Source organism: Streptomyces sp. NPDC001153, from assembly GCF_053598315.1.
Genome location: NZ_JBSFJZ010000038.1, coordinates 1 through 17,758, shown reverse-complemented (window position 1 = coordinate 17,758; position 17,758 = coordinate 1). Strand labels below are relative to the sequence as shown.

18 protein-coding genes are annotated in these 17,758 nt (G+C 73.5%); 12 read left to right on the top strand and 6 right to left on the bottom strand.

Annotation, left to right across the window (positions count from 1 at the left end; genetic code table 11):
• Positions 1-7: 7 nt before the first annotated feature.
• Positions 8-679, bottom strand: coding sequence for an ABC transporter (locus tag ACWDEN_RS34630; protein WP_450861819.1), 672 nt, complete (start codon positions 677-679; stop codon positions 8-10).
• The gene (locus tag ACWDEN_RS34625; RefSeq protein ID WP_351613189.1) at positions 676-1,554 is read right to left on the bottom strand and encodes an ATP-binding cassette domain-containing protein; all 879 of its coding nucleotides are present in this window, start codon (positions 1,552-1,554) and stop codon (positions 676-678) included. Before ACWDEN_RS34625 ends, ACWDEN_RS34630 begins: the two co-directional genes overlap by 4 nt.
• A 106-nt stretch (positions 1,555-1,660) precedes the next feature.
• Between ACWDEN_RS34625 and ACWDEN_RS34620 the strand changes: the two genes are divergently transcribed.
• The 7 genes from ACWDEN_RS34620 to ACWDEN_RS34590 all read left to right on the top strand — a co-directional run bounded on the left by ACWDEN_RS34620 (position 1,661) and on the right by ACWDEN_RS34590 (position 8,805).
• Positions 1,661-2,377, top strand: a complete 717-nt coding sequence (locus ACWDEN_RS34620; RefSeq protein ID WP_351613186.1) for an aminoacyl-tRNA hydrolase — start codon at positions 1,661-1,663, stop codon at positions 2,375-2,377.
• A gap of 9 nt (positions 2,378-2,386) precedes the next feature.
• On the top strand, positions 2,387-3,025 hold the full coding sequence (locus tag ACWDEN_RS34615; RefSeq protein WP_450861816.1) for a TetR/AcrR family transcriptional regulator: 639 nt from the start codon (positions 2,387-2,389) through the stop codon (positions 3,023-3,025).
• A 77-nt stretch (positions 3,026-3,102) separates the two neighbouring features.
• Positions 3,103-3,711, top strand: a complete 609-nt coding sequence (locus tag ACWDEN_RS34610) for a TIGR03086 family metal-binding protein (RefSeq protein ID WP_450861814.1) — start codon at positions 3,103-3,105, stop codon at positions 3,709-3,711.
• A gap of 90 nt (positions 3,712-3,801) precedes the next feature.
• Positions 3,802-5,121: a DUF692 domain-containing protein gene (locus ACWDEN_RS34605; protein WP_351613177.1), complete on the top strand. Its 1,320-nt coding sequence runs from the start codon at positions 3,802-3,804 to the stop codon at positions 5,119-5,121.
• A 245-nt stretch (positions 5,122-5,366) separates the two neighbouring features.
• Positions 5,367-6,140 (top strand): DUF4142 domain-containing protein, encoded by a 774-nt coding sequence (locus ACWDEN_RS34600; protein ID WP_351613174.1) that lies wholly within the window; start codon positions 5,367-5,369, stop codon positions 6,138-6,140.
• Positions 6,141-6,237: 97 nt separating this feature from the next.
• A complete protein-coding gene (locus ACWDEN_RS34595; RefSeq protein ID WP_351613172.1) occupies positions 6,238-7,017 on the top strand; it encodes a TIGR04222 domain-containing membrane protein in 780 nt (259 codons plus the stop codon).
• A gap of 150 nt (positions 7,018-7,167) precedes the next feature.
• Entirely contained in the window at positions 7,168-8,805 is a 1,638-nt protein-coding gene (locus ACWDEN_RS34590; protein ID WP_351613169.1) for an alpha/beta hydrolase, read from the top strand.
• A gap of 67 nt (positions 8,806-8,872) precedes the next feature.
• Here the strand turns inward: ACWDEN_RS34590 and hemQ are convergent, their stop codons facing one another.
• Together hemQ and hemG are read right to left on the bottom strand one after the other, a co-directional pair.
• The gene (hemQ, locus tag ACWDEN_RS34585) at positions 8,873-9,604 is read right to left on the bottom strand and encodes a hydrogen peroxide-dependent heme synthase (RefSeq protein ID WP_351613166.1); all 732 of its coding nucleotides are present in this window, start codon (positions 9,602-9,604) and stop codon (positions 8,873-8,875) included.
• A 5-nt stretch (positions 9,605-9,609) separates the two neighbouring features.
• A complete protein-coding gene (hemG, locus tag ACWDEN_RS34580) occupies positions 9,610-11,103 on the bottom strand; it encodes a protoporphyrinogen oxidase (RefSeq protein WP_450861811.1) in 1,494 nt (497 codons plus the stop codon).
• Between the two features lie 140 nt (positions 11,104-11,243).
• Between hemG and ACWDEN_RS34575 the strand changes: the two genes are divergently transcribed.
• Together ACWDEN_RS34575 and ACWDEN_RS34570 are read left to right on the top strand one after the other, a co-directional pair.
• Positions 11,244-12,209, top strand: coding sequence for a DUF4349 domain-containing protein (locus ACWDEN_RS34575; protein WP_450861809.1), 966 nt, complete (start codon positions 11,244-11,246; stop codon positions 12,207-12,209).
• Between the two features lie 27 nt (positions 12,210-12,236).
• The gene (locus ACWDEN_RS34570) at positions 12,237-13,631 is read left to right on the top strand and encodes an FAD-dependent oxidoreductase (protein ID WP_450861807.1); all 1,395 of its coding nucleotides are present in this window, start codon (positions 12,237-12,239) and stop codon (positions 13,629-13,631) included.
• Here ACWDEN_RS34570 and ACWDEN_RS34565 read toward each other — a convergent pair.
• Entirely contained in the window at positions 13,628-13,900 is a 273-nt protein-coding gene (locus ACWDEN_RS34565) for a hypothetical protein (RefSeq protein ID WP_351613154.1), read from the bottom strand. The genes ACWDEN_RS34570 and ACWDEN_RS34565 overlap by 4 nt on opposite strands.
• A 91-nt stretch (positions 13,901-13,991) precedes the next feature.
• On the opposite strand from ACWDEN_RS34565, the gene ACWDEN_RS34560 reads away from it, so the two are divergent.
• Positions 13,992-14,816 carry a rhomboid family intramembrane serine protease gene (locus ACWDEN_RS34560; protein ID WP_351613151.1) on the top strand — a complete coding sequence of 275 codons (825 nt, stop codon included), beginning with the start codon at positions 13,992-13,994 and terminating at the stop codon, positions 14,814-14,816.
• A 1-nt stretch (position 14,817) separates the two neighbouring features.
• Here ACWDEN_RS34560 and hemE read toward each other — a convergent pair whose 3' ends face one another.
• A complete protein-coding gene (gene hemE / locus ACWDEN_RS34555) occupies positions 14,818-15,858 on the bottom strand; it encodes a uroporphyrinogen decarboxylase (RefSeq protein WP_450861911.1) in 1,041 nt (346 codons plus the stop codon).
• 151 nt (positions 15,859-16,009) lie between these two features.
• Here hemE and ACWDEN_RS34550 point away from each other — a divergent pair, with 151 nt between their 5' ends.
• Positions 16,010-16,687 carry a DUF3000 domain-containing protein gene (locus ACWDEN_RS34550; RefSeq protein WP_351613146.1) on the top strand — a complete coding sequence of 226 codons (678 nt, stop codon included), beginning with the start codon at positions 16,010-16,012 and terminating at the stop codon, positions 16,685-16,687.
• A gap of 280 nt (positions 16,688-16,967) precedes the next feature.
• Entirely contained in the window at positions 16,968-17,624 is a 657-nt protein-coding gene (locus ACWDEN_RS34545) for a response regulator transcription factor (RefSeq protein WP_351613144.1), read from the top strand.
• Positions 17,625-17,758 lie beyond the last annotated feature (134 nt).

Genomic DNA, 17,758 nt, shown 5'->3' with positions numbered 1-17,758 from the left:
GCCGTGCTCAGGGTGACCGGCGGGCGGCGAGCCGCGCGGCCGCGGCGAAGGCCACGGCCGTGAGCAGGGCCGCGCCGGCCAGCGGCAGCAGCGGAAGCGGTGCGCGGCCGGTCCGCGAACCGGTGACCAGGCCGCTGACCGCGGCCTGCGCCGGGGAGCCGGTGAGCACCACCGCCAGCAGCGCGCCCAGCAGCATCGCGGGCACCGCGCGGCCGGTGGAGCGCAACAGCGGACGGTTGGTGAGCGCGCCGACGGCCGCGCCGAGCAGCGCGCAGGTGAGCGTGGCCGGCAGTCCGGCCACGCCCGCCCGCGGCAGGGGCACGCGGACCTGGTGCCCGGTGCTCGCCGGATCGCTGATCAGCGTCACCACCACGGTCGCCACCACGCCGAGCGCCACCGACGCGAGCAGCGCGGTCAGCAGACAGGCGAGGTGCGCCCGGACGGGGCCGCGGGCGGCGGCGACGCAGGCGCGGGCCGCGTCCGGCTCGCCGGTGACACAGATCCGCACCAGCCAGGCGGCCACCGGGAGCAGACCGGCGGCCGTGTAGCCGAGCGAGTCGAGGACGGGCTGGCCGCTCTGCACGCCGATCCCGAGGAACGCGGCGTACAGGATCACCGGCGGCAGCCAGCGCTGGGAGCGCAGCAGCAGGTCGGCCTGGTAGCGCAGAAGTGCGGTCATGGGCGGTTTCCGGGGTTCGGTACGGGGTCGTCGGGGGGCGGGGTGACGCTCACCACGTGCCAGGGCGGGCGGGCCGTGAGCAGGGTGTGCAGGACGATGTCGGAGTGGGAGGCGGCGACGCCGAGGCGGTAGGTGCCGGGAGCGGTCTCCTCGGCACAGGCAGCGGTCCGGGCCGCGTCGGGCGGCAGCTGCCCGCCGGCCGGTCCGCGCACGGTGACGAGGGTGAGCGGTCCCGCCGGTGAACTCCCGGAGTCCGTACGGAGCTCGAGACCGCCGTCGAGCACGGTGTACGTCGCGTCCGGCGCCCCGGCCAGCCGGCGCGGGTCGTGGTCGACGAAGACCACGGCGCCCCCGGCGGCGGTCCGCTCGGCCACCGCCCGCTCCAGCTCGGCGCGCGCCGCCGCGTCCAGGCCGGTCCACGCCTCGTCCAGCACCAGCAGCTCCGGCTCGCCGAGCAGGGCCTGCGCGACGGCCACCTTCTGGCTGCTGCCCTTCGACAGCTGCGCCATGGGCGTACCGGCGTGGGCCCCGGCGCCGAAGCGCTCCAGCCAGGTTCCTGCGGCGCGTTGTGCCGTCCGGCGGCTCAGGCCGTGCACCGTGCCGAGGCGGGTGAGATAGCCGAGGGTGGTGAAGGGGAGGGCCGAGGGGAAGCGTTCCGGTACGTACGCCGTGCGGGGGCGGCCGGTGACGCGGCCCTCCGTCGGCGCGTCGAGGCGGGCGAGGAGGCGGAGCAGGGTGGACTTTCCGGTGCCGTTCGCTCCTTCTATGCGGGTGAGGGTTCCGGGGGTGACGGTGAGGTCGACGCCTCGTAACACCCAGGGGCCGCGGATGCCGTAGCGGCGGCCTACCGCGGTCAGTCGCAGGTCACGTTGCATGAGGGTATTTTGGTCCGCTCTCGCCGTCGGGCTTGATCAGCTTGTCCGTCTGCAGGACGCCGGTGGCTGGTCGCGCAGTTCTGCGCGCCCCTTAAGGTTGGCTGGTGTGACCCATGTTTCAGCCTCGCCCGGAGACAGTCCCTTCACCTCCGAGCGCAATCCGCGCGACGAAGCCCCCCAGTTCGTGCTGCCCCTCGTCGTGCGGATCGAGAAGAGCGCGCCGCCGGCGCGTACCGACGCTCTGGAGACGGCCGCGCGGGCGGTGCTGGCGCTGCTCGGGGACGAGCGGGCGCACGGGGACGGCGCGTGGGCCGAGGCGGTGCGGAGCTGGGAGGACGCGCGGATCCGCAAGGTCGTGCGGCGGGCCCGGGGCGCCGAGTGGCGGCGGACCGAGGCGCTGCCCGGGATCACGGTGACCGGCAAGTCCGCGGAGGTACGGGTGTTCCCGCCGGTCCCGCTCGACGGCTGGCCCAAGGACCTGGCCAAGCTCCAGGTGTCCGGCACCGACCTGGACGACCCGGAGCCGCCCGCCGCCGCCGACCCGGCCCAGCCGGTGCTGTGGCTGAACCCCGAGCTGGAGATGTCGGCCGGGAAGGCGATGGCGCAGGCGGGGCACGGTGCACAGCTGGCCTGGTGGGCGCTGTCCGGCGCGGAGCGCGCCGCCTGGCGGGACGCGGGCTTCGCACTGGCCGTCCGTACGGCCGGCCCCGCCGACTGGGCACGGCTGACCCGCAGCGGGCTGCCGCTGGTCCGGGACGCCGGCTTCACGGAGATCGCGCCGGGCAGCTGCACGGTCGTCGCCGACCACCCGGCGCTGCGCTAGGAGGGGCCGATGACGCGGGTCGACGGACGGGTCGAGCGGGGCAACCGCACCCGCCGGCTGGTGCTGCGCCGCACGGTGGACATCGCCTCGGTCGAGGGCCTGGAGGCGCTCACCGTCGGCCGTCTCGCCGCCGAGCTGGAGCTGAGCAAGAGCGGGGTGTTCGCGCTGTTCGGCTCCAAACAGGAACTGCAGCTGGCCACCGTGCGGGAGGCGGCGCGGATCTACACCGAGCGGGTGCTCCGGCCCGCCGCCGAGACCCCGCCCGGCCTCGGCCGGGTGTGGCGGCTGTGCGAGCTGTGGCTGGAGTACTCGCGCAGCCGGGTGTTCCCGGGCGGCTGCTTCTTCTACGGCGCCATGGCCGAGTTCGACGCGCGGACGGGGCCCGTGCACGACGCCGTGGTCCGTGCGCAGCGCGACTGGTCGGCGCATGTCGAGCGCACCATCGAGGAGGCCCGTACGGCGGGTGAGCTGCGCGCCGGCACCGATGTCGGGCAACTCGCCTTCGAGCTCGTCGCGTTGCTGGAGACGGCGAACGCCCTGTCGGTGCTGCACGACGAGGAGAGCGCGTACGGCAGGGCACGGGTGGCCATCGCGGAGCGGCTGCGCGGTGCGGCCGCTGACGGTGTCCCGTTCCCCCAATTCTCCTGATATTTCGCCCAGTTGGGGGTCGGCATGGCCGTGAAAAAGAATAAGCACGTCCGTTCGCTTTGTTTTATGCTCGACTCATGACTCTGACCGGAGCGGACTTCGTCGAACTCGACCGGATCGCCGTCCAGGAGGCGGTGCGCGTGGTGGACCTGGCCACGGACGCGGACTGGGCCCGGGACACCCCCTGCGCGGGCTGGACCCTGCGGCAGCTCGTCGCGCACATGACCGCACAGCACCTCGGGTTCGCCGCCGCGGCGCGCGGAAGGGGGCGGGAGGCGGAGCACTGGCGGGAGCCGGAGGACAGGGGCGAGCCCGCGCGGGTACATCGGTCGGCCGCGGCCACGGTCCTCGCGGCCTTCGCCGAACCGGGCGTCACGCAACGGGAGTTCGCGCTGCCGGAGCTGAGCGGTGACTTCCCGGGCGACCGGGCGGTCAGCTTCCACTTCATCGACTACGTCGTCCACGCCTGGGACGCAGCCGCCGCCCTCGGCATCACCGTGCAACTCCCCGAGCATGTGCTCGCCGCCGCGCTCGCCGTGGCCCGTCGGGTGCCGACCGACCCCTCCCGGCGCGGCCCGGGCTTCGCCTTCGCCCCGGCGCTGGAGGCATCCGAGGGCGCCGGCCCGCTGGAGGAGGCGCTGCGTCTGCTGGGGCGCGCTCCGGAGCGGTGGCCGGTCCGGGGCTGAAGCTCAAATGTTGCTCTGAACACGCCGGCAAGGCGGTTCGGGTCCGGCCGCCCGGGCCATACCCCCTCCATTCGAAGGAGGGGAGGAGCCATGCGGCGACTGGGCACCGGGATCGGCTGGCGGCCGGAGATCGCGGACGCCGTGGAGCGCATGCCGGGCGTCGACTGGGTGGAGGTCGTGGCGGAGAACGTCTGCCCCGGCCACCTTCCCGAGTCGCTGCTGCGGCTGCGCGAGCGCGGCGTGACCGTGATCCCGCACGGCGTCTCCCTCGGCCTCGGCGGCGCCGACCGCCCCGAGGAGTCAAGGCTGACGGCGCTCGCCGAGCGGGCGGAGGCCCTCGGCTCGCCCCTGGTCACCGAGCACATCGCGTTCGTCCGCGCGGGCGGCCCGCTCACCGCCTCCCCGTGTCTGGAGGCCGGGCACCTGCTGCCGGTGCCGCGCACCAGGGACGCCCTGGACGTGCTCTGCGAGAACGTGCGCATCGCGCAGGACGCCCTTCCCGTGCCGCTGGCCCTGGAGAACATCGCCGCGCTGTTCTCCTGGCCGGGCGAGGAGCTGACCGAGGGACAGTTCCTGTCCGAGCTGGTCGAGCGCACCGGCGTACGGCTGCTGATCGACGTGGCCAACCTGCACACCAACCACGTCAACCGGGGCGAGGACCCGGCCGAGGCGCTGGTCGCGCTGCCCGTGGAGGCGATCGCCTACGTCCATGTCGCGGGCGGCTTCGAGCGGGACGGCGTCTGGCACGACAGCCACGCCCACCCCGTGCCGCGCCCGGTGCTCGACATCCTGACCGACCTCGCCTCCCGCACCGCACCGCCCGGAGTCCTCCTGGAGCGGGACGAGAACTTCCCCGAACCGGCCGAACTGGAGCGGGAGTTGACGGTGATCCGGGACGCGGTGACGGCGGGGCGCAACCGGGCCGACAGCGGTACGGCGGCTCATGCGTGCGGTTGCGCGGCAGGCGGGGGTGTCGCCGTCCTGGCGCGGCCGACGGTCCGTGCGCGGGAGCGGCTCGCTGTCGCCCAGGCCGCCGTACTGTCCGCACTGGTGGCCGGAACGCCGGTGCCCGAGGGGTTCGACCGGGTGCGGATGGGGGTGCAGGCGCGGGCCCTCGCCTCGAAGAGGGCGGAGGTGGTCGCGAAGGTGGCGCCGGAGCTGCCGGTCATTCTCGGCGACGGGTACCGGGCGGCGTTCCTGGAGTACGCCCGGGTGCGGCCGATGACGGGGGGCTACCGCCGGGACGCCCTGGACTTCGCCGGGCACCTGCTCGGGTCCGGGCGCCCGGAGGACGCGGATGCCCGGCGGCGGCTCCGGGAGTGGTGGCTGGACCGGGCGGGCCCGAGCCCGAGGTCCGGAGGCGGGAGGCTGGCTCGGGCGGCGCGGAAGGTACTGCTCCGGGGGGCGTGACGGGTCGCCCGGGGTCATGACCGAGCGGGGGTCGGCCGCTCACAGGGGCGCGGGGTGGTAGCGATGTGCGGCTCCGCGCATGCGCGCGACCAGCCACATCGCACCCGCAGCCGCCCACGCACCGCACCCCGGGGCGTCCATGCGTTACCCGCCCGAGCCCCGCAGCCACCGAACGCGGCCGAGTAATATGCCGCCCGCACCCACCACCCATGCACAGTCGCGTGCGGTGCGCTACAGGAGGCGTCATGCGACCCCGACCCCCGATCAAGGGCCGAGGCATATTCAGTGGCACAGGCCTCGTCATCGCGGCCCTCGCGGCGACCGCGGCGGCGCTGCTGTGCCCGCTCTGGTTCTACGCCGACCGCCCGGGCCCGGCGGCCGGTGCGACCGTCCTGAGCGCCCAGACCGTGACGACCCCCTACGGCCCCCTGTCCGCACAGGACCGGGACTTCATCACCAGGGTCCGGCTGGCGGGGCTGTGGCAGCTGCCCGCCGGCGAGCTGGCGGAGCGCACGGGGACCACGGAGGCCGTCCGCACGGCGGGCCGGCACCTGGTCGACGGGCTCACCTCGCTGGACGCCCATGTCCGCACCGTCGCCGGCCAGCTCGGCATCCCCCTGCCCAACGAGCCGGACGAACAGCAGCAGCAGTGGCTCGACACCCTGAAGACGGCGCAGGGGCAGGACTTCGACCGCCGGTTCGCCGGCATCGTGCGCCTCGCCCACGGCCGGATCTTCACGCTGGTCGCCCAGGTCCGGGCCGGCACCCAGAACTCCCTGGTCCGCGATCTCGCCGACGACGCGAACGCGACCTTCCTGGATCACATCAAGGTGGTGGAGGCGACCGGGTACGTCGACTTCGGCACGCTCGCGCGGGAGCTGGCCTCCTCGCCCACCCCCGTACCGACCCCTGCGGCCGTCGACCCGAGTGCCGCCGTGCCGGTCGCCCCGTCGCCGGCCGAGTCGTACTCCCTGCCGCCCGCCACCACCAGCCCGCCGCCGCCGGCAAGCAGCTCCTGACCTGGGCGGCAAACGGAACGTCACAGACCGCTAACACTGTGTCCGGATGATGAACAGGGCATGGCGTTCACCCAGGCCTCTGGCATAGAAACACGTCATGTTCTGGGTCCTTCTCCTGCTTCTGGCCTGGGCTTTCGCCGGTACGGCGTGCACCCGGCTCTGCGTGGCGGCCGTCCGCGCGGCAGCCCTGGACGCGGATGCCGCGACGGCGGACCGGGAGCACCATCTGACGCTGTACGAGGCGGCCTTCCTCTCCGGCGGCCCGGCCCGGGTCGCCGATGTGACGATGGTCTCCATGGCCCGCCAGCGGCGCCTGCTGCTCGCGCACACCGGCTGGGCCACGGTCGTGGACCCCGAGGGGCGCGACGAGATGGAGCGGTCCGTCATAGGGGCGATAGGTCCGGAGGGGCAGTCGCGCATCGCACCCGCGCGGGCTCGGGCGGCCGGCGCCGACGCGGTACGGCGCCTGGCCGACCGGCTGGAGCGCGCCGGCCTCGCCGTTCCCGACGGCGCGGGTACGACCGTGGGCGCCGCCGTCCGCCAGGTGCGCGCCGCCGCGCTGACGGTGGCGGTGCTGGCGGTGACCGCGCTGCTGCTGCCCATCCAGACCGGTACGCCGCGGCTGCTGGTCGGAGTGTGGTTCGCCCTGCCCCTCACGCTGTGCCTGAGCTGCCTCGCCATCGCCCGGTTCGAGGTGCATCCCTACTCGCGCTGGGCCTCCCCGGCCGGGCAGCGGCTGCTCGGCGCGCTGGTGCGCAGGCCCGCGGCCGACGAGCGGTCGTTTCTCACCTCGGTCGCCGTACGCGGGATCCGGGCGATCGGCGAGCCGCAGCTGCGCGCCGCCTTCACCCACCGCGACCAGCCCTGGCGGGAGTGAGGGCCTCTTCGAGGGGCGCATAGGGGGCATTGGCGCCGACACCGGCCGGGTGGTGCTTGCCTTCGCAGAGAGCCGAACGAAATATCCCTTCTGTTGTCGCCGGGCCATGGCAGCCATGCCATCGCCGCCTCCGCACCGAAGGGATACGCGATGAGAGCTGCCGCTCTGTACTCGGCCGCCGGGTCCTTGCTTCTGACCACCCTGGCCGCCGCACCGGCGGGCGGGGCGGCCGGCGCGCCCGCTGCCTCCGGCACGGCCGAGCTGCGCGGCACCGAGGTGGCCGTGGCCCGCGCCCGGGCGGCGGGCATCGACTTCGGCGCGTGTTCCCCGGCCGACGTGCCGAAGGCACCGAGCAGCATGCGGTGCGGCACGGTGACCGTCCCCCTCGACTACGCCCACCCGGACGGCACACAGATCAAGCTGACCGTCAGCCGGATCACGGCGACGCACAAGGACCCGCACAACAGCAAGCGGAAGGTCCCCCGGCAGGGCGCCCTCGTCTACAACCCGGGCGGCCCGGGCGGGTCCAGCATGTTGTTCCCACTGGTCGGCGCGGTCCCGCAGTGGCAGCGGATCGCCGCCGCCTACGACCTGGTCGGCTACTCCCCACGCGGCGTGGGCCGCTCCGCGCCGCTGTCCTGCGAGGACCCCAAGAGCTTCGTCAAGGGGCCCACCGCGTCACCGGCGCACCCGTCGGAGGCGTACAAACGGCAGCGCATCGCCCAGGCCAAGGCGTACGCCCGCGGCTGCGCCCGGCGCTCCGGCGGCAAGCTGCGCTACTACACCTCGCTGAACAACTCCCGGGACCTGGACGTGCTGCGGGCCGCGCTGGGCGAGGACCGGCTGACGTTCATGGGAGCGTCGTACGGCACCTACTTCGGCGCGCTGTACGCGGCGATGTTCCCCTCGCACGTACGGCGCATGGTGCTGGACTCGGCGGTGGACCCCGCCCCGGAGAAGATCTGGTACCGGAACAACCTCGACCAGTCGGCGGCGTTCGAGGAGCGCTGGGCGGACTTCCGGGACTGGATCGCCCGCCACGACGACGTCTACAAGCTCGGTGACACCCCCGGGAAGGTGCAGCGCAGCTACGACAGCGCGCGCGAGCGGCTGGCCGGGAAGGCGGCCGGCGGGAAGGTCGGTCCCGGCCAGTTGCAGGGCGCGTTCCTGCAGGCCGGGTACAACGACACGTACTGGCCCAGCCGCGCCGAGGCGCTGTCGGCCTATCTGCACGGCGACGCGAAGCCGCTGGTCCGGCTGGCCGCGCCGAGCGCGGCGGGGGCCGCGGAGGCGGAGAACATCAACGCGGTCTACACGGCGGTGGAGTGCAACGACGCGCCCTGGCCGACGGACTGGAAGGTGTGGGACCGGGACAACACCCGGCTCGCCCGGGTGGCGCCGTTCGAGACCTGGGACAACGCGTGGATGAACCTGCCCTGCGCCTACTGGCCGGCGCCCCGGCAGCGGCCCCTGGACGTGCGGACGGGGCGGGGCGAACTGCCGCCGGTCCTGATCCTTGCGGCCGAGCGGGACGCGGCGACGCCGTACCCGGGGGCGCTGGAGATGAACCGGCGGCTGGCCGGCTCGGTGCTGGTGACCGAGCGGGACGCGGGGACGCACGGCATCGGGGGCGGGCCCAACCAGTGCGTCAACGGTCACCTCGACGCGTACTTGCTGGAGGGCCGTGTTGCCGGGCGGCGCGCGTCGTGCGCGCCGCACCGGTTGCCTCCGGCGGTCGGGCCGACGAAGGAGTCCCCGCGAGGCTCTGTGAAGAGCGGCCGGCGCTGAGTGCCCCGACCGGGGCGCCACGCCATTGGGGTGCCACGCCATGACGTCGCGCCCCTTGCGGGGCGCTTCAGGCCAGGCCCGCCACCAGGTCGCCGATGTCCTTGCGGCGGCCCGTGAAGAACGGGATCTCCTCGCGGACGTGCATGCGGGCCTCGGAGCCGCGCAGGTGGCGCATGAGGTCGACGATGCGGTGCAGGTCGTCGGCCTCGAAGGCGAGGATCCACTCGTAGTCGCCGAGGGAGAACGAGGCGACCGTGTTGGCGCGCACGTCCGGGTAGCCGCGGGCCATCTTGCCGTGGTCGGCGAGCATGCGGCGGCGGTCCTCGTCGGGCAGCAGATACCAGTCGTAGGAGCGCACGAACGGGTAGACGCTGACGTAGTTGCGGGGGGTCTCGTCGGCGAGGAACGCCGGGATGTGCGAGCGGTTGAACTCCGCCGGGCGGTGCAGCGCCATGTTCGACCACACCGGCGTGAGGGCGCGGCCCAGCTTGGTGCGGCGGAAGAGGTTGTACGCCTCCTGCAGCTGGTCGCTGGTCTCGGCGTGCCACCAGATCATGAGGTCGGCGTCGGCGCGCAGGCCGGAGAGGTCGTAGGTGCCGCGGATCGTCACGTCCTTGGCGGCGAGCTGGTCGAACAGCTCCTGGACCTCGTCGGCGTAACCCGCGCGGTCCTCCGGCAGTACGTCCTTGAGCTTGAAGACCGACCAGAGGGTGTAGCGGATGACCTCGTTGAGGTCCTTGGCCAGCTTGCCCTTGTTCGGGATCCTGCCGGACTCGGTGGTGGGGGCGTCGTCACTCATGGTTCCTATTCTCCCGCTCCGCCGTGGAGGCTCTGCACCGGGTTGGCCGTAAGCTCCCGGATTCCGCTCAGGTCGCCGTCGAGCTGGTCGACGGCCGCGTACGCGCTCGCGATGCACGCCGGGATGCCGACGCCGTCGTACTGCGCGCCGCACACCGCGAGGCCCGGCAGCTTGGCGACGTGCTCGCGGATGCGGGCCACGCGCGCGTGATGCCCGACCGGGTACTGCGGCAGGCCGTCGGTCCAGCGGGTGACCCGGGTCTCGAGGGGCACGGCGTCCAGGCCGGTGGCCTCGCGCAGGTCGTGCCGGGAGACCTCGACCAGGGCGGCGTCGTCCCGCTGGAGGATCTCCGTCTCGCCGTGGCGGCCCACGGAGGTGCGCAGCACGAGCACGTCCGGGTCCTCCTCCGCGATCCACCCCCACTTCTGGGAGGCGAAGGTCGAGGCCTTGATGGTGCGGCCGTCGACGGGGGGCACGAGGAAACCGCTGCCTTCCGGCAGGTTCAGGTCCGCGCGCCGGTAGGCGAGGGTGACCAGCGCCATCGAGGCGTACTCGACGGCGGCGAGCTCGGCCGCGGCGGCGGGGGCCTCGGCGCGCAGGAGGCCGGCGGCCGCACCGGCCGGGACGGCGAGGACGACCGCGTCCGCGTGCAGCACGCGGTCCCCGGCGACGACGCGCCATGGCGCGTGCGGGCCCTCGGACGCGCGCGCGGTGCTCGGCTCCGCCGTGCCGCCCCGGCGCAGTTCCCGCACCGGCGTGCCGGTCAGAATCTCTCCGCCACGCGCGCGCACCGACTCCGCGACCGCGAGCGGCAGGGTGCCCACGCCGCCCTCGATGCCCATGAAGACCGGCCCGGTCTGCTGGTTCGCGGACGCCTTGGCCTGGATCTCGCGGACGCCCTCGGTGAGGGAGGTGTGGGTGCGGGCGGCCTGGAAGAGCTGCGGGACGGCCGAGCGCATCGAGATGCGGTACGCGTCGCCCGCGTACACCCCGCCGAGCAGGGGCTCGACCAGGCGGTCGACGACCTCGCGGCCGAGGCGCGCGGCCACGTACTCCCCGACGGCCACGTCGTCGCCGATCTCGGTGCGCGGCAGGTCGGCGTCGCGCTCGATGCGGGCCAGGCCCTCCTCGGAGAGCACGCCGGAGAGCGCGGCGGCGGCGCCGGGGACGCCCATCACATGGCCCTTGGGCATGGGGCGCAGGGCACCGCGGGTCCAGATCGAGGCGGTCGCGGTGGCCGGCGGCTGGAGCCGCTCGGTCAGGCCGGCCTCGCGGGCGAGGGTCACGGCCTCGGGGCGGCGGGCGAGCATCGACTCGGCGCCCAGGTCGACCCGCACGCCCGCGATCTCGCCGGGCAGCAGTTTGCCTCCGACCCGGCCGGCGGCCTCCAGCACGGTCACGCGCGCGCCCCGCCCGAGCAGCCGGTGGGCGGCGGCCAGCCCGGCGATACCGGCTCCGATGACGACGACATGCCCCGTGCGTGCACCCGTTGCGTTCATGTCCCCCACTCTCTCAGACGCCACTGACACTCCCGCCAGGGCCGGAGGTCCTGCGCACCGGGGGCCGTCGGCCGAACGTTCCGGCACGTCCGGGCGTCGTAGGGACGTCACCGGCAGCCGAGCCCTCGGGGGTAGCGCAAATGCGCACATCACGTTCCGCACGACCCGCATGCCCCGCCAGGGCCCTGGCGGGGATCCTGCTCGCCGCCTCCCTCGCCCTCGCCGGATGCGGCGCCGCGGACCACTCGGGCGGCGGTGCCTCGGCGAAGTCCGCGGCGAACGGCGCCGACGCCGGACCGGGCACGGCCGACAGTGCCGGGCCGGCGGCACCCAGGACACCGCGGCTCACCCAGAACGCGATCATCCGCACCGCGTCCCTCACCCTCCGGGTGAAGGACGTGCCCACGGCCCTGGACCGGGCCCGTGCCACCGCCGAGGACGCGGGCGGCTACGTCGGCAAGGAGAGCACCAGCCGGGACGCCGACGGCCAGGAGCACACCCGGGTCGTGCTGCGCGTACCCGGCGCGAAGTACGACGAGGTGCTCGCCGGGCTCCAGGGAGCGGGCCGGCTGATCAGCCGCACGGCCCAGGCGGAGAACGCCACCGACCAGGTGGTGGACGTCGGCAGCCGCGTCAGGTCGCAGCGGGCCAGCGTCGACCGGATCCGCACGCTGATGGCCCGGGCGACCAAGCTGAGCGATGTCGTCTCCCTGGAGGGAGAGTTGAGCAGCCGTCAGGCCGACCTGGAGGCGCTGCTGGCCCGGCAGGCATCGCTGAAGGACCGCACGAGCCTCGCCACCATCACGCTGTCGCTGTCCGGGACGCCGGCGAAGAAGGCGGCCGGTGACGGCTCCCCCGGCGTGGTGGACGCCCTGTCCGGCGGCTGGCGCGTGTTCGTGACCATGGTGCGCTGGATCGTCCTCGCGCTCGGCGCCGCCCTGCCGTTCGCGGCGTGCGCGGCGCTGCTGACGCTGCTGTGGCTGCGGGTCGTACGGCCCCGGCTGCCGCGCCGGCGGGAGTCCGCGCCCGCGATGACCGCGCTGGGCCCGCTGCCGTCGGCCCGCCCGGCGCCGGAACCTGCCGGGGAACGGCCGGACCGGGACTGAAATGCCCACGCCCCGTAGCGTGTTCCCATGAGCATGAGCGACGGGCGGGGCGGGACGGAACGACTGGTCGTGATCGGCGGCGACGCCGCGGGCATGTCCGCGGCGTCACAGGCACGCCGGCTGAAGGGGCCCGACGAACTGGAGATCGTGGCCTTCGAACGCGGCCACTTCACCTCCTTCTCGGCGTGCGGCATCCCGTACTGGGTGGGCGGCGACGTCCCCGAACGCGACGACCTGATCGCCCGCACGCCCGAGGAGCACCGGGCGCGCGCCATCGATCTGCGGCTGCGCACCGAGGTCATGGAGATCGACGTGGCCGGACAGCGGGTACGCGCGCGTGACGTCGATTCCGGCGCCGAGTCCTGGACGTCGTACGACAAACTCGTCATCGCGACCGGCGCGCGACCGGTCCGCCCCGGCCTGCCCGGCGCGGACGCCCCCGGGGTGCACGGCGTGCAGACCTTGGACGACGGCCAGGCCCTGCTGGACACGCTGGCACGCACGCGTGGCCGCAGGGCGGTCGTCGTCGGCGCCGGCTACATCGGCGTGGAGATGGCGGAGGCGCTGATCAACCGGGGCTTCGAGGTGACGGTCGTCAACCGCGGCAAGGAGCCCATGTCGACGCTCGACGCCGACATGGGCCGCCTGGTGCACCGGGCCATGGAGGGCCTCGGCATCACGATGGTGAACGACGCCGAGGTCACCAAGATCCTCACCGGAGAGGACGGCCGGGCCCGCGCGGTGGTCACGGAGGACGCCGAGTTCCCTGCGGACGTGGTGGTCCTCGGCATCGGTGTCCGTCCGGAGACCGCCCTCGCCAAGGGCGCGGGCCTCCCCCTCGGCGCCCACGGGGGCCTGCTCACCGACCTCGCGATGCGGGTACGCGGCCACGGGAACATCTGGGCGGGCGGCGACTGCGTGGAGGTGCTGAACCTGGTCTCCGGCCAGGACCAGTACGCCCCGCTCGGCACCCACGCCAACAAGCACGGCCAGGTCATCGGCACCAACGCCGGCGGCGGTTACGCCACCTTCCCGGGCGTGGTCGGCACGGCGGTCAGCAAGGTCTGCGACCTGGAGATCGCCCGCACCGGTCTGCGCGAGAAGGACGCCGACCGGGTGGGCCTGCGGTACGAGACGGTCACCATCGAGTCGACCAGCCGCGCCGGTTACTACCCGGGCGCCTCCCCGATGACGGTCAAGATGCTCGCCGAACGCCGCACGGGCCGGCTGCTCGGCGTCCAGATCGTCGGCAGGGAGGGTGCGGCGAAACGGGTCGACATCGCCGCGGTGGCGCTGACCGCGCGGATGACGGTGGAACAGATGACGGCCCTGGACCTGGGTTACGCCCCGCCCTTCTCCCCGGTGTGGGACCCGGTGCTGGTGGCGGCGAGAAAGGCGGTGGCGAGGGTACGCGCTTCCTAGGCCGTTCCGCTGATGCGCGGCAGCGCGGACACGGCCGCCGTCGGCTGCTCCGCGGCGGGCTTCGCGTGTGTGGCGGTCGGCCGGGCGGACCGGAGCCGGTAGCTCACCGCCTCGTCCAGGGTCACCGGCCGCTGCATCTGCGAGGCGAGCCGACCGGCCTCCTGGCCGAGCCGTGCGACATCCTCCCAGGGGAGTCGTACCACCAGAGACAGCTCGGCCTCTCCATCGGGCAGAGCATGCATCGCCGAAACCTGCGGAGCGTTCGTCATCGCCTGTCCTCACGTCGGTTGAGAACAGATACGGACATCCGCCCGGCGCCGTTCACCGGTTCGCCCGCCGGATCCCGGGCAGTACTTCTGTGTGGTCATCCCCGTCCATGACGTGAACCCGGTGCGCCGCACCCCCTGGGTGACGTACGCCCTCATCGCAGCGAACGTCCTGGTGTTCGTCAGCACGCCCGGCATAGCCGGTTCCGTGGCCGGCGGCAGCGACCTGGCGCAGTTGTGCCATCTGCAGGCCTTCATGGACCACTACGCGGCGGTCCCCAGAGAGCTGATCCACCACCGGATACCCGGCCTGGTCCCGACGGGCGGCGTCGGCGTGGGCCCGCAAGGCCCGGGCTGTGTCGTGGGACCGCCGCACTACCACAAGTCGCCGCCGCTGTCGGTCTTCACGGCGATGTTCCTGCACGGCAGCTGGCTGCACCTGCTCGGAAACATGCTCTTCCTGCTGATCTTCGGCAACAACGTCGAGGACCGGATGGGCCACATCCGCTTCTTCCTCTTCTACGTCGTCTGCGGTTACGCGGCGGGATACGGTTTCGCGCTGCTCAACGACACCTCGGGCGACCCGCTGATCGGCGCGTCCGGCGCGATCGCGGGCGTGCTCGGCGCCTATATCGTGCTGTGGCCGAGGGCACGGGTGTGGGTCCTCGTGCCGTTCCTGGTCTTCCTGCCGCTCCGGCTGCCCGCCTGGCTGGTGCTGGGCTTCTGGTTCGCGCTGCAGGCGGTGTACTCGTCCGGGCACGCGGTCACCGGCGCCGGAACCGTGGCGTACGCGGCGCACGTGGTCGGCTTCCTGGCCGGCATGCTGCTCGCCTGGCCGCTCAAGCCCGGCACGCCGCCCCCTCCGGAGACGCGCGGCCTGCTGTTCGGCAGGCGGGCGCGGCCCCGTTACACGTGGTGAGTCAGCGCGCGGTCGCGGTGTGGACGTAGTCCACGAGCCGGGTCAGCGCGTCCGGGTCGGTGTTCGGCATGACGCCGTGGCCCAGGTTGAAGACATGGCCCTCAAGACCGGCGGCCGCGTCCAGCACCTCGCGGGCCTTGGTCTCCACGGTGTCCTTGTCGGTGAACAGGACCGTCGGGTCGAGGTTGCCCTGGAGCGCCTTGCCGGGGCCGACGCGGCGCTGCGCCTCGTCCAGCGGGACGCGCCAGTCGACACCGACGACGTCCGCGCCGGCCTCGCCCATGAGCTTCAGCAGCTCACCGGAGCCGACACCGAAGTGGATGCGCGGGACGCCGTAGCCGGAGACGGCCTCGAAGACCTTCGCGGAGGCGGGCATGACCGAGCGCCGGTAGTCCGCCGGGGCGAGGGCGCCGACCCAGGAGTCGAAGAGCTGGACCGCGCTCGCGCCGGCCTCGATCTGCACCTTGAGGAAGGTGGCCGTGATGTCGGCCAGGCGGTCCAGCAGGTCGGCCCAGAGCTCGGGGTCGCCGTACATCATCGCCTTGGCGTTCTCGAACGTGCGCGAGGGACCGCCCTCGACCAGGTAGCTCGCGAGGGTGAAAGGCGCGCCGGCGAAACCGATCAGCGGGGTCGCGCCCAGCTCCTTGGTGAGCAGGCCGATCGCCTCGGCGACGTAGGGGACGTCCTCGGGGGTGAGGTCGCGCAGCCGGGCCAGGTCGGCGCGGGTGCGGATGGGGTCGTCGACGACCGGGCCGACGCCCGGCTTGATGTCGAGGCCGAGGCCGATCGCCTTCAGCGGGACGACGATGTCGCTGTAGTAGATCGCCGCGTCCACGTGGTGCCGGCGCACCGGCTGCAGCGTGATCTCGGTGACCAGTTCGGGCCGCGTGCAGGACTCGAGCATGGGGATGCCCTCGCGCACCTTGAGGTACTCGGGCAGGGAGCGGCCGGCCTGGCGCATGAACCACACCGGGGTGTGCGGCACGGGTTCGCGCCTGCACGCCTTGAGGAAGGCGCTGTCGTACGTCGCTGTCGGCTGCATGCTGGTGTTGGCGGTCACGGGGCAAGTTTCGCATGCCGCGGGATCGGGCCCCCGCCCGGTGTCAGGGTCGCCGGTGCACGGCACGACTGCCCGCGGCCACCTGCTGTGTCTTGCCCTGCACAAAGCCGCGGTTCCCCTTACTCTTCCCCGCATGGCTGCGGCTCACGGACGAATGTCGGACAGCGCTGACGGATTGGACGACGTGAAGGACACCGAGGAGGCGGACCGGCGTTCCGGTACTCCGGACCCGCCGGTTTTCCGGGCCGCGGTCGACGCCCTGCGCAGCAGCCGGCTGCGGCCGCAGGTCGAGGTGGAACCCACGCCCGCCCCGCAGCGGCTCGCCCCGTACGCCTACGCGCTGGAGGCCGTGGTGATCGACGGCGAGCAGGAGCTGGCCGACGGACGGCTGGTGCTGCTGCACGACCCGGCGGGGCACGACGCCTGGCGCGGGACCTTCCGCCTGGTGACGCTGGTGCGCGCGGAGCTGGAGGCGGAGATGGCCGCCGATCCGCTGCTGCCCGAGGTGTGCTGGTCGTGGCTGACCGGGGCGCTGCAGGCGCGGGGGCTCGGTTACGGCGAGCCGAGCGGGACGATCACGCGCGCGAGCTCGCACTACTTCGGCGGGCTGGCCGAGCGTCCGGCGGCCTCGCAGATCGAGATCCGGGCGTCCTGGACGCCCCGCGAAGGGCTCGGCGGGGTGCCGGACACGGCCTCCCATCTGGCCTCCTGGTGCGATCTGCTGGCCCAGGTCGCGGGGCTGCCGCCGGCCGGTCCGGGCGACGCCTCGGTGGTGACGCTGCCACAGCGCAGGGGCCCGCAGTCACGGTGAGCGAACCGGTCGGACCGGGGTTTCATCCGCACGGGCGCCTTATTGACCATCTCTTTGTCGATACGGCCACTTTCCGTCCCCGAATCGCATCGGCTTGAACCGACTCGATCTTCCGATGATCGATCGCGCGTCCGAATTGCACAGATTGTTACTCACTAGATCGTGATCATTCTCTAAAGGCGGACGAGTTTGCTGCCGAAGACGACTGTGACCTTGAAAGCACGGTTCGTCCCGGCTTCTTCCCCACAAGCCGGCCCCGTCCCCCCACCCAGGAGGCCTGGTGTCCGTTCTCCTCGAGCAGCCCGCAAGCCTGGTCGCCTACCGCCCGAACAAGCCGACCGCCATGGTGGTCGTGGCCGACCCGCGCGTCCGTTCCACCGTCACCCGCCATCTGTGGGCGCTCGGCGTGCGCGATGTCATCGAAGCCTCGTCCATCGCGGAGGCTCGTCCCCGCATCGGCAACCCGCGCGACATCTGTGTCGCCGACGTCCACCTGCCCGACGGCTCCGGCCTGACCCTGCTGTCCGAGACCCGCGCCGCGGGCTGGCCCAACGGGCTGGCGCTGTCCGCGGCCGACGACATCGGGGCGGTGCGCAACGCGCTGGCGGGCGGGGTCAAGGGGTACGTCGTCACCGGCACCCGCACCAACCTCGGCCTGCCCTCCCGGCCCGGCGCCGCTCCCCTCGGCGCCGCCCGGATGCACCGCCGCCCCCCGGGTGCCCCGAGCCACCCGGGCGGCTACCGCGAGCTGTCCGGCCGCGAGGTCGAGGTGCTGCGGCTGGTCGCGGAGGGCCAGTCGAACAAGGCGATCGGCGTCTCCATGGGCCTGTCCGCCCTGACCGTCAAGAGCCACCTCGCCCGTATCGCCCGCAAGCTGGGCACGGGCGACCGGGCCGGCATGGTGGCCGTGGCGCTGCGCACGGGGATCATCCACTGAGCCGGCTGGAGCAGCGGACGGTTCACTCACGTGAACCGCGTCTTTCACCGGCCTGGCTTGGTTTAGTCCCACCGGGGCGCGCGGGCCGGTGGGGCGGAGGTGGCGGGGCGGGGACACCCCCCGAAAAACGATAA

Coding starts and splice junctions, on each gene's coding strand:
- ACWDEN_RS34610 (WP_450861814.1), top strand. CDS start 3,103: ATGACTCTGACCGGAGCGGACTTCGTCGAACTCGACCGGATCGCCGTC.
- ACWDEN_RS34575 (WP_450861809.1), top strand. CDS start 11,244: ATGCGCACATCACGTTCCGCACGACCCGCATGCCCCGCCAGGGCCCTG.
- ACWDEN_RS34605 (WP_351613177.1), top strand. CDS start 3,802: ATGCGGCGACTGGGCACCGGGATCGGCTGGCGGCCGGAGATCGCGGAC.
- ACWDEN_RS34615 (WP_450861816.1), top strand. CDS start 2,387: ATGACGCGGGTCGACGGACGGGTCGAGCGGGGCAACCGCACCCGCCGG.
- ACWDEN_RS34590 (WP_351613169.1), top strand. CDS start 7,168: ATGAGAGCTGCCGCTCTGTACTCGGCCGCCGGGTCCTTGCTTCTGACC.
- ACWDEN_RS34625 (WP_351613189.1), bottom strand. CDS start 1,554: ATGCAACGTGACCTGCGACTGACCGCGGTAGGCCGCCGCTACGGCATC.
- hemG (WP_450861811.1), bottom strand. CDS start 11,103: ATGAACGCAACGGGTGCACGCACGGGGCATGTCGTCGTCATCGGAGCC.
- ACWDEN_RS34595 (WP_351613172.1), top strand. CDS start 6,238: ATGTTCTGGGTCCTTCTCCTGCTTCTGGCCTGGGCTTTCGCCGGTACG.
- ACWDEN_RS34630 (WP_450861819.1), bottom strand. CDS start 679: ATGACCGCACTTCTGCGCTACCAGGCCGACCTGCTGCTGCGCTCCCAG.
- ACWDEN_RS34565 (WP_351613154.1), bottom strand. CDS start 13,900: ATGACGAACGCTCCGCAGGTTTCGGCGATGCATGCTCTGCCCGATGGA.
- hemQ (WP_351613166.1), bottom strand. CDS start 9,604: ATGAGTGACGACGCCCCCACCACCGAGTCCGGCAGGATCCCGAACAAG.
- ACWDEN_RS34570 (WP_450861807.1), top strand. CDS start 12,237: ATGAGCATGAGCGACGGGCGGGGCGGGACGGAACGACTGGTCGTGATC.
- ACWDEN_RS34550 (WP_351613146.1), top strand. CDS start 16,010: ATGGCTGCGGCTCACGGACGAATGTCGGACAGCGCTGACGGATTGGAC.
- hemE (WP_450861911.1), bottom strand. CDS start 15,858: ATGCAGCCGACAGCGACGTACGACAGCGCCTTCCTCAAGGCGTGCAGG.
- ACWDEN_RS34600 (WP_351613174.1), top strand. CDS start 5,367: ATGCGACCCCGACCCCCGATCAAGGGCCGAGGCATATTCAGTGGCACA.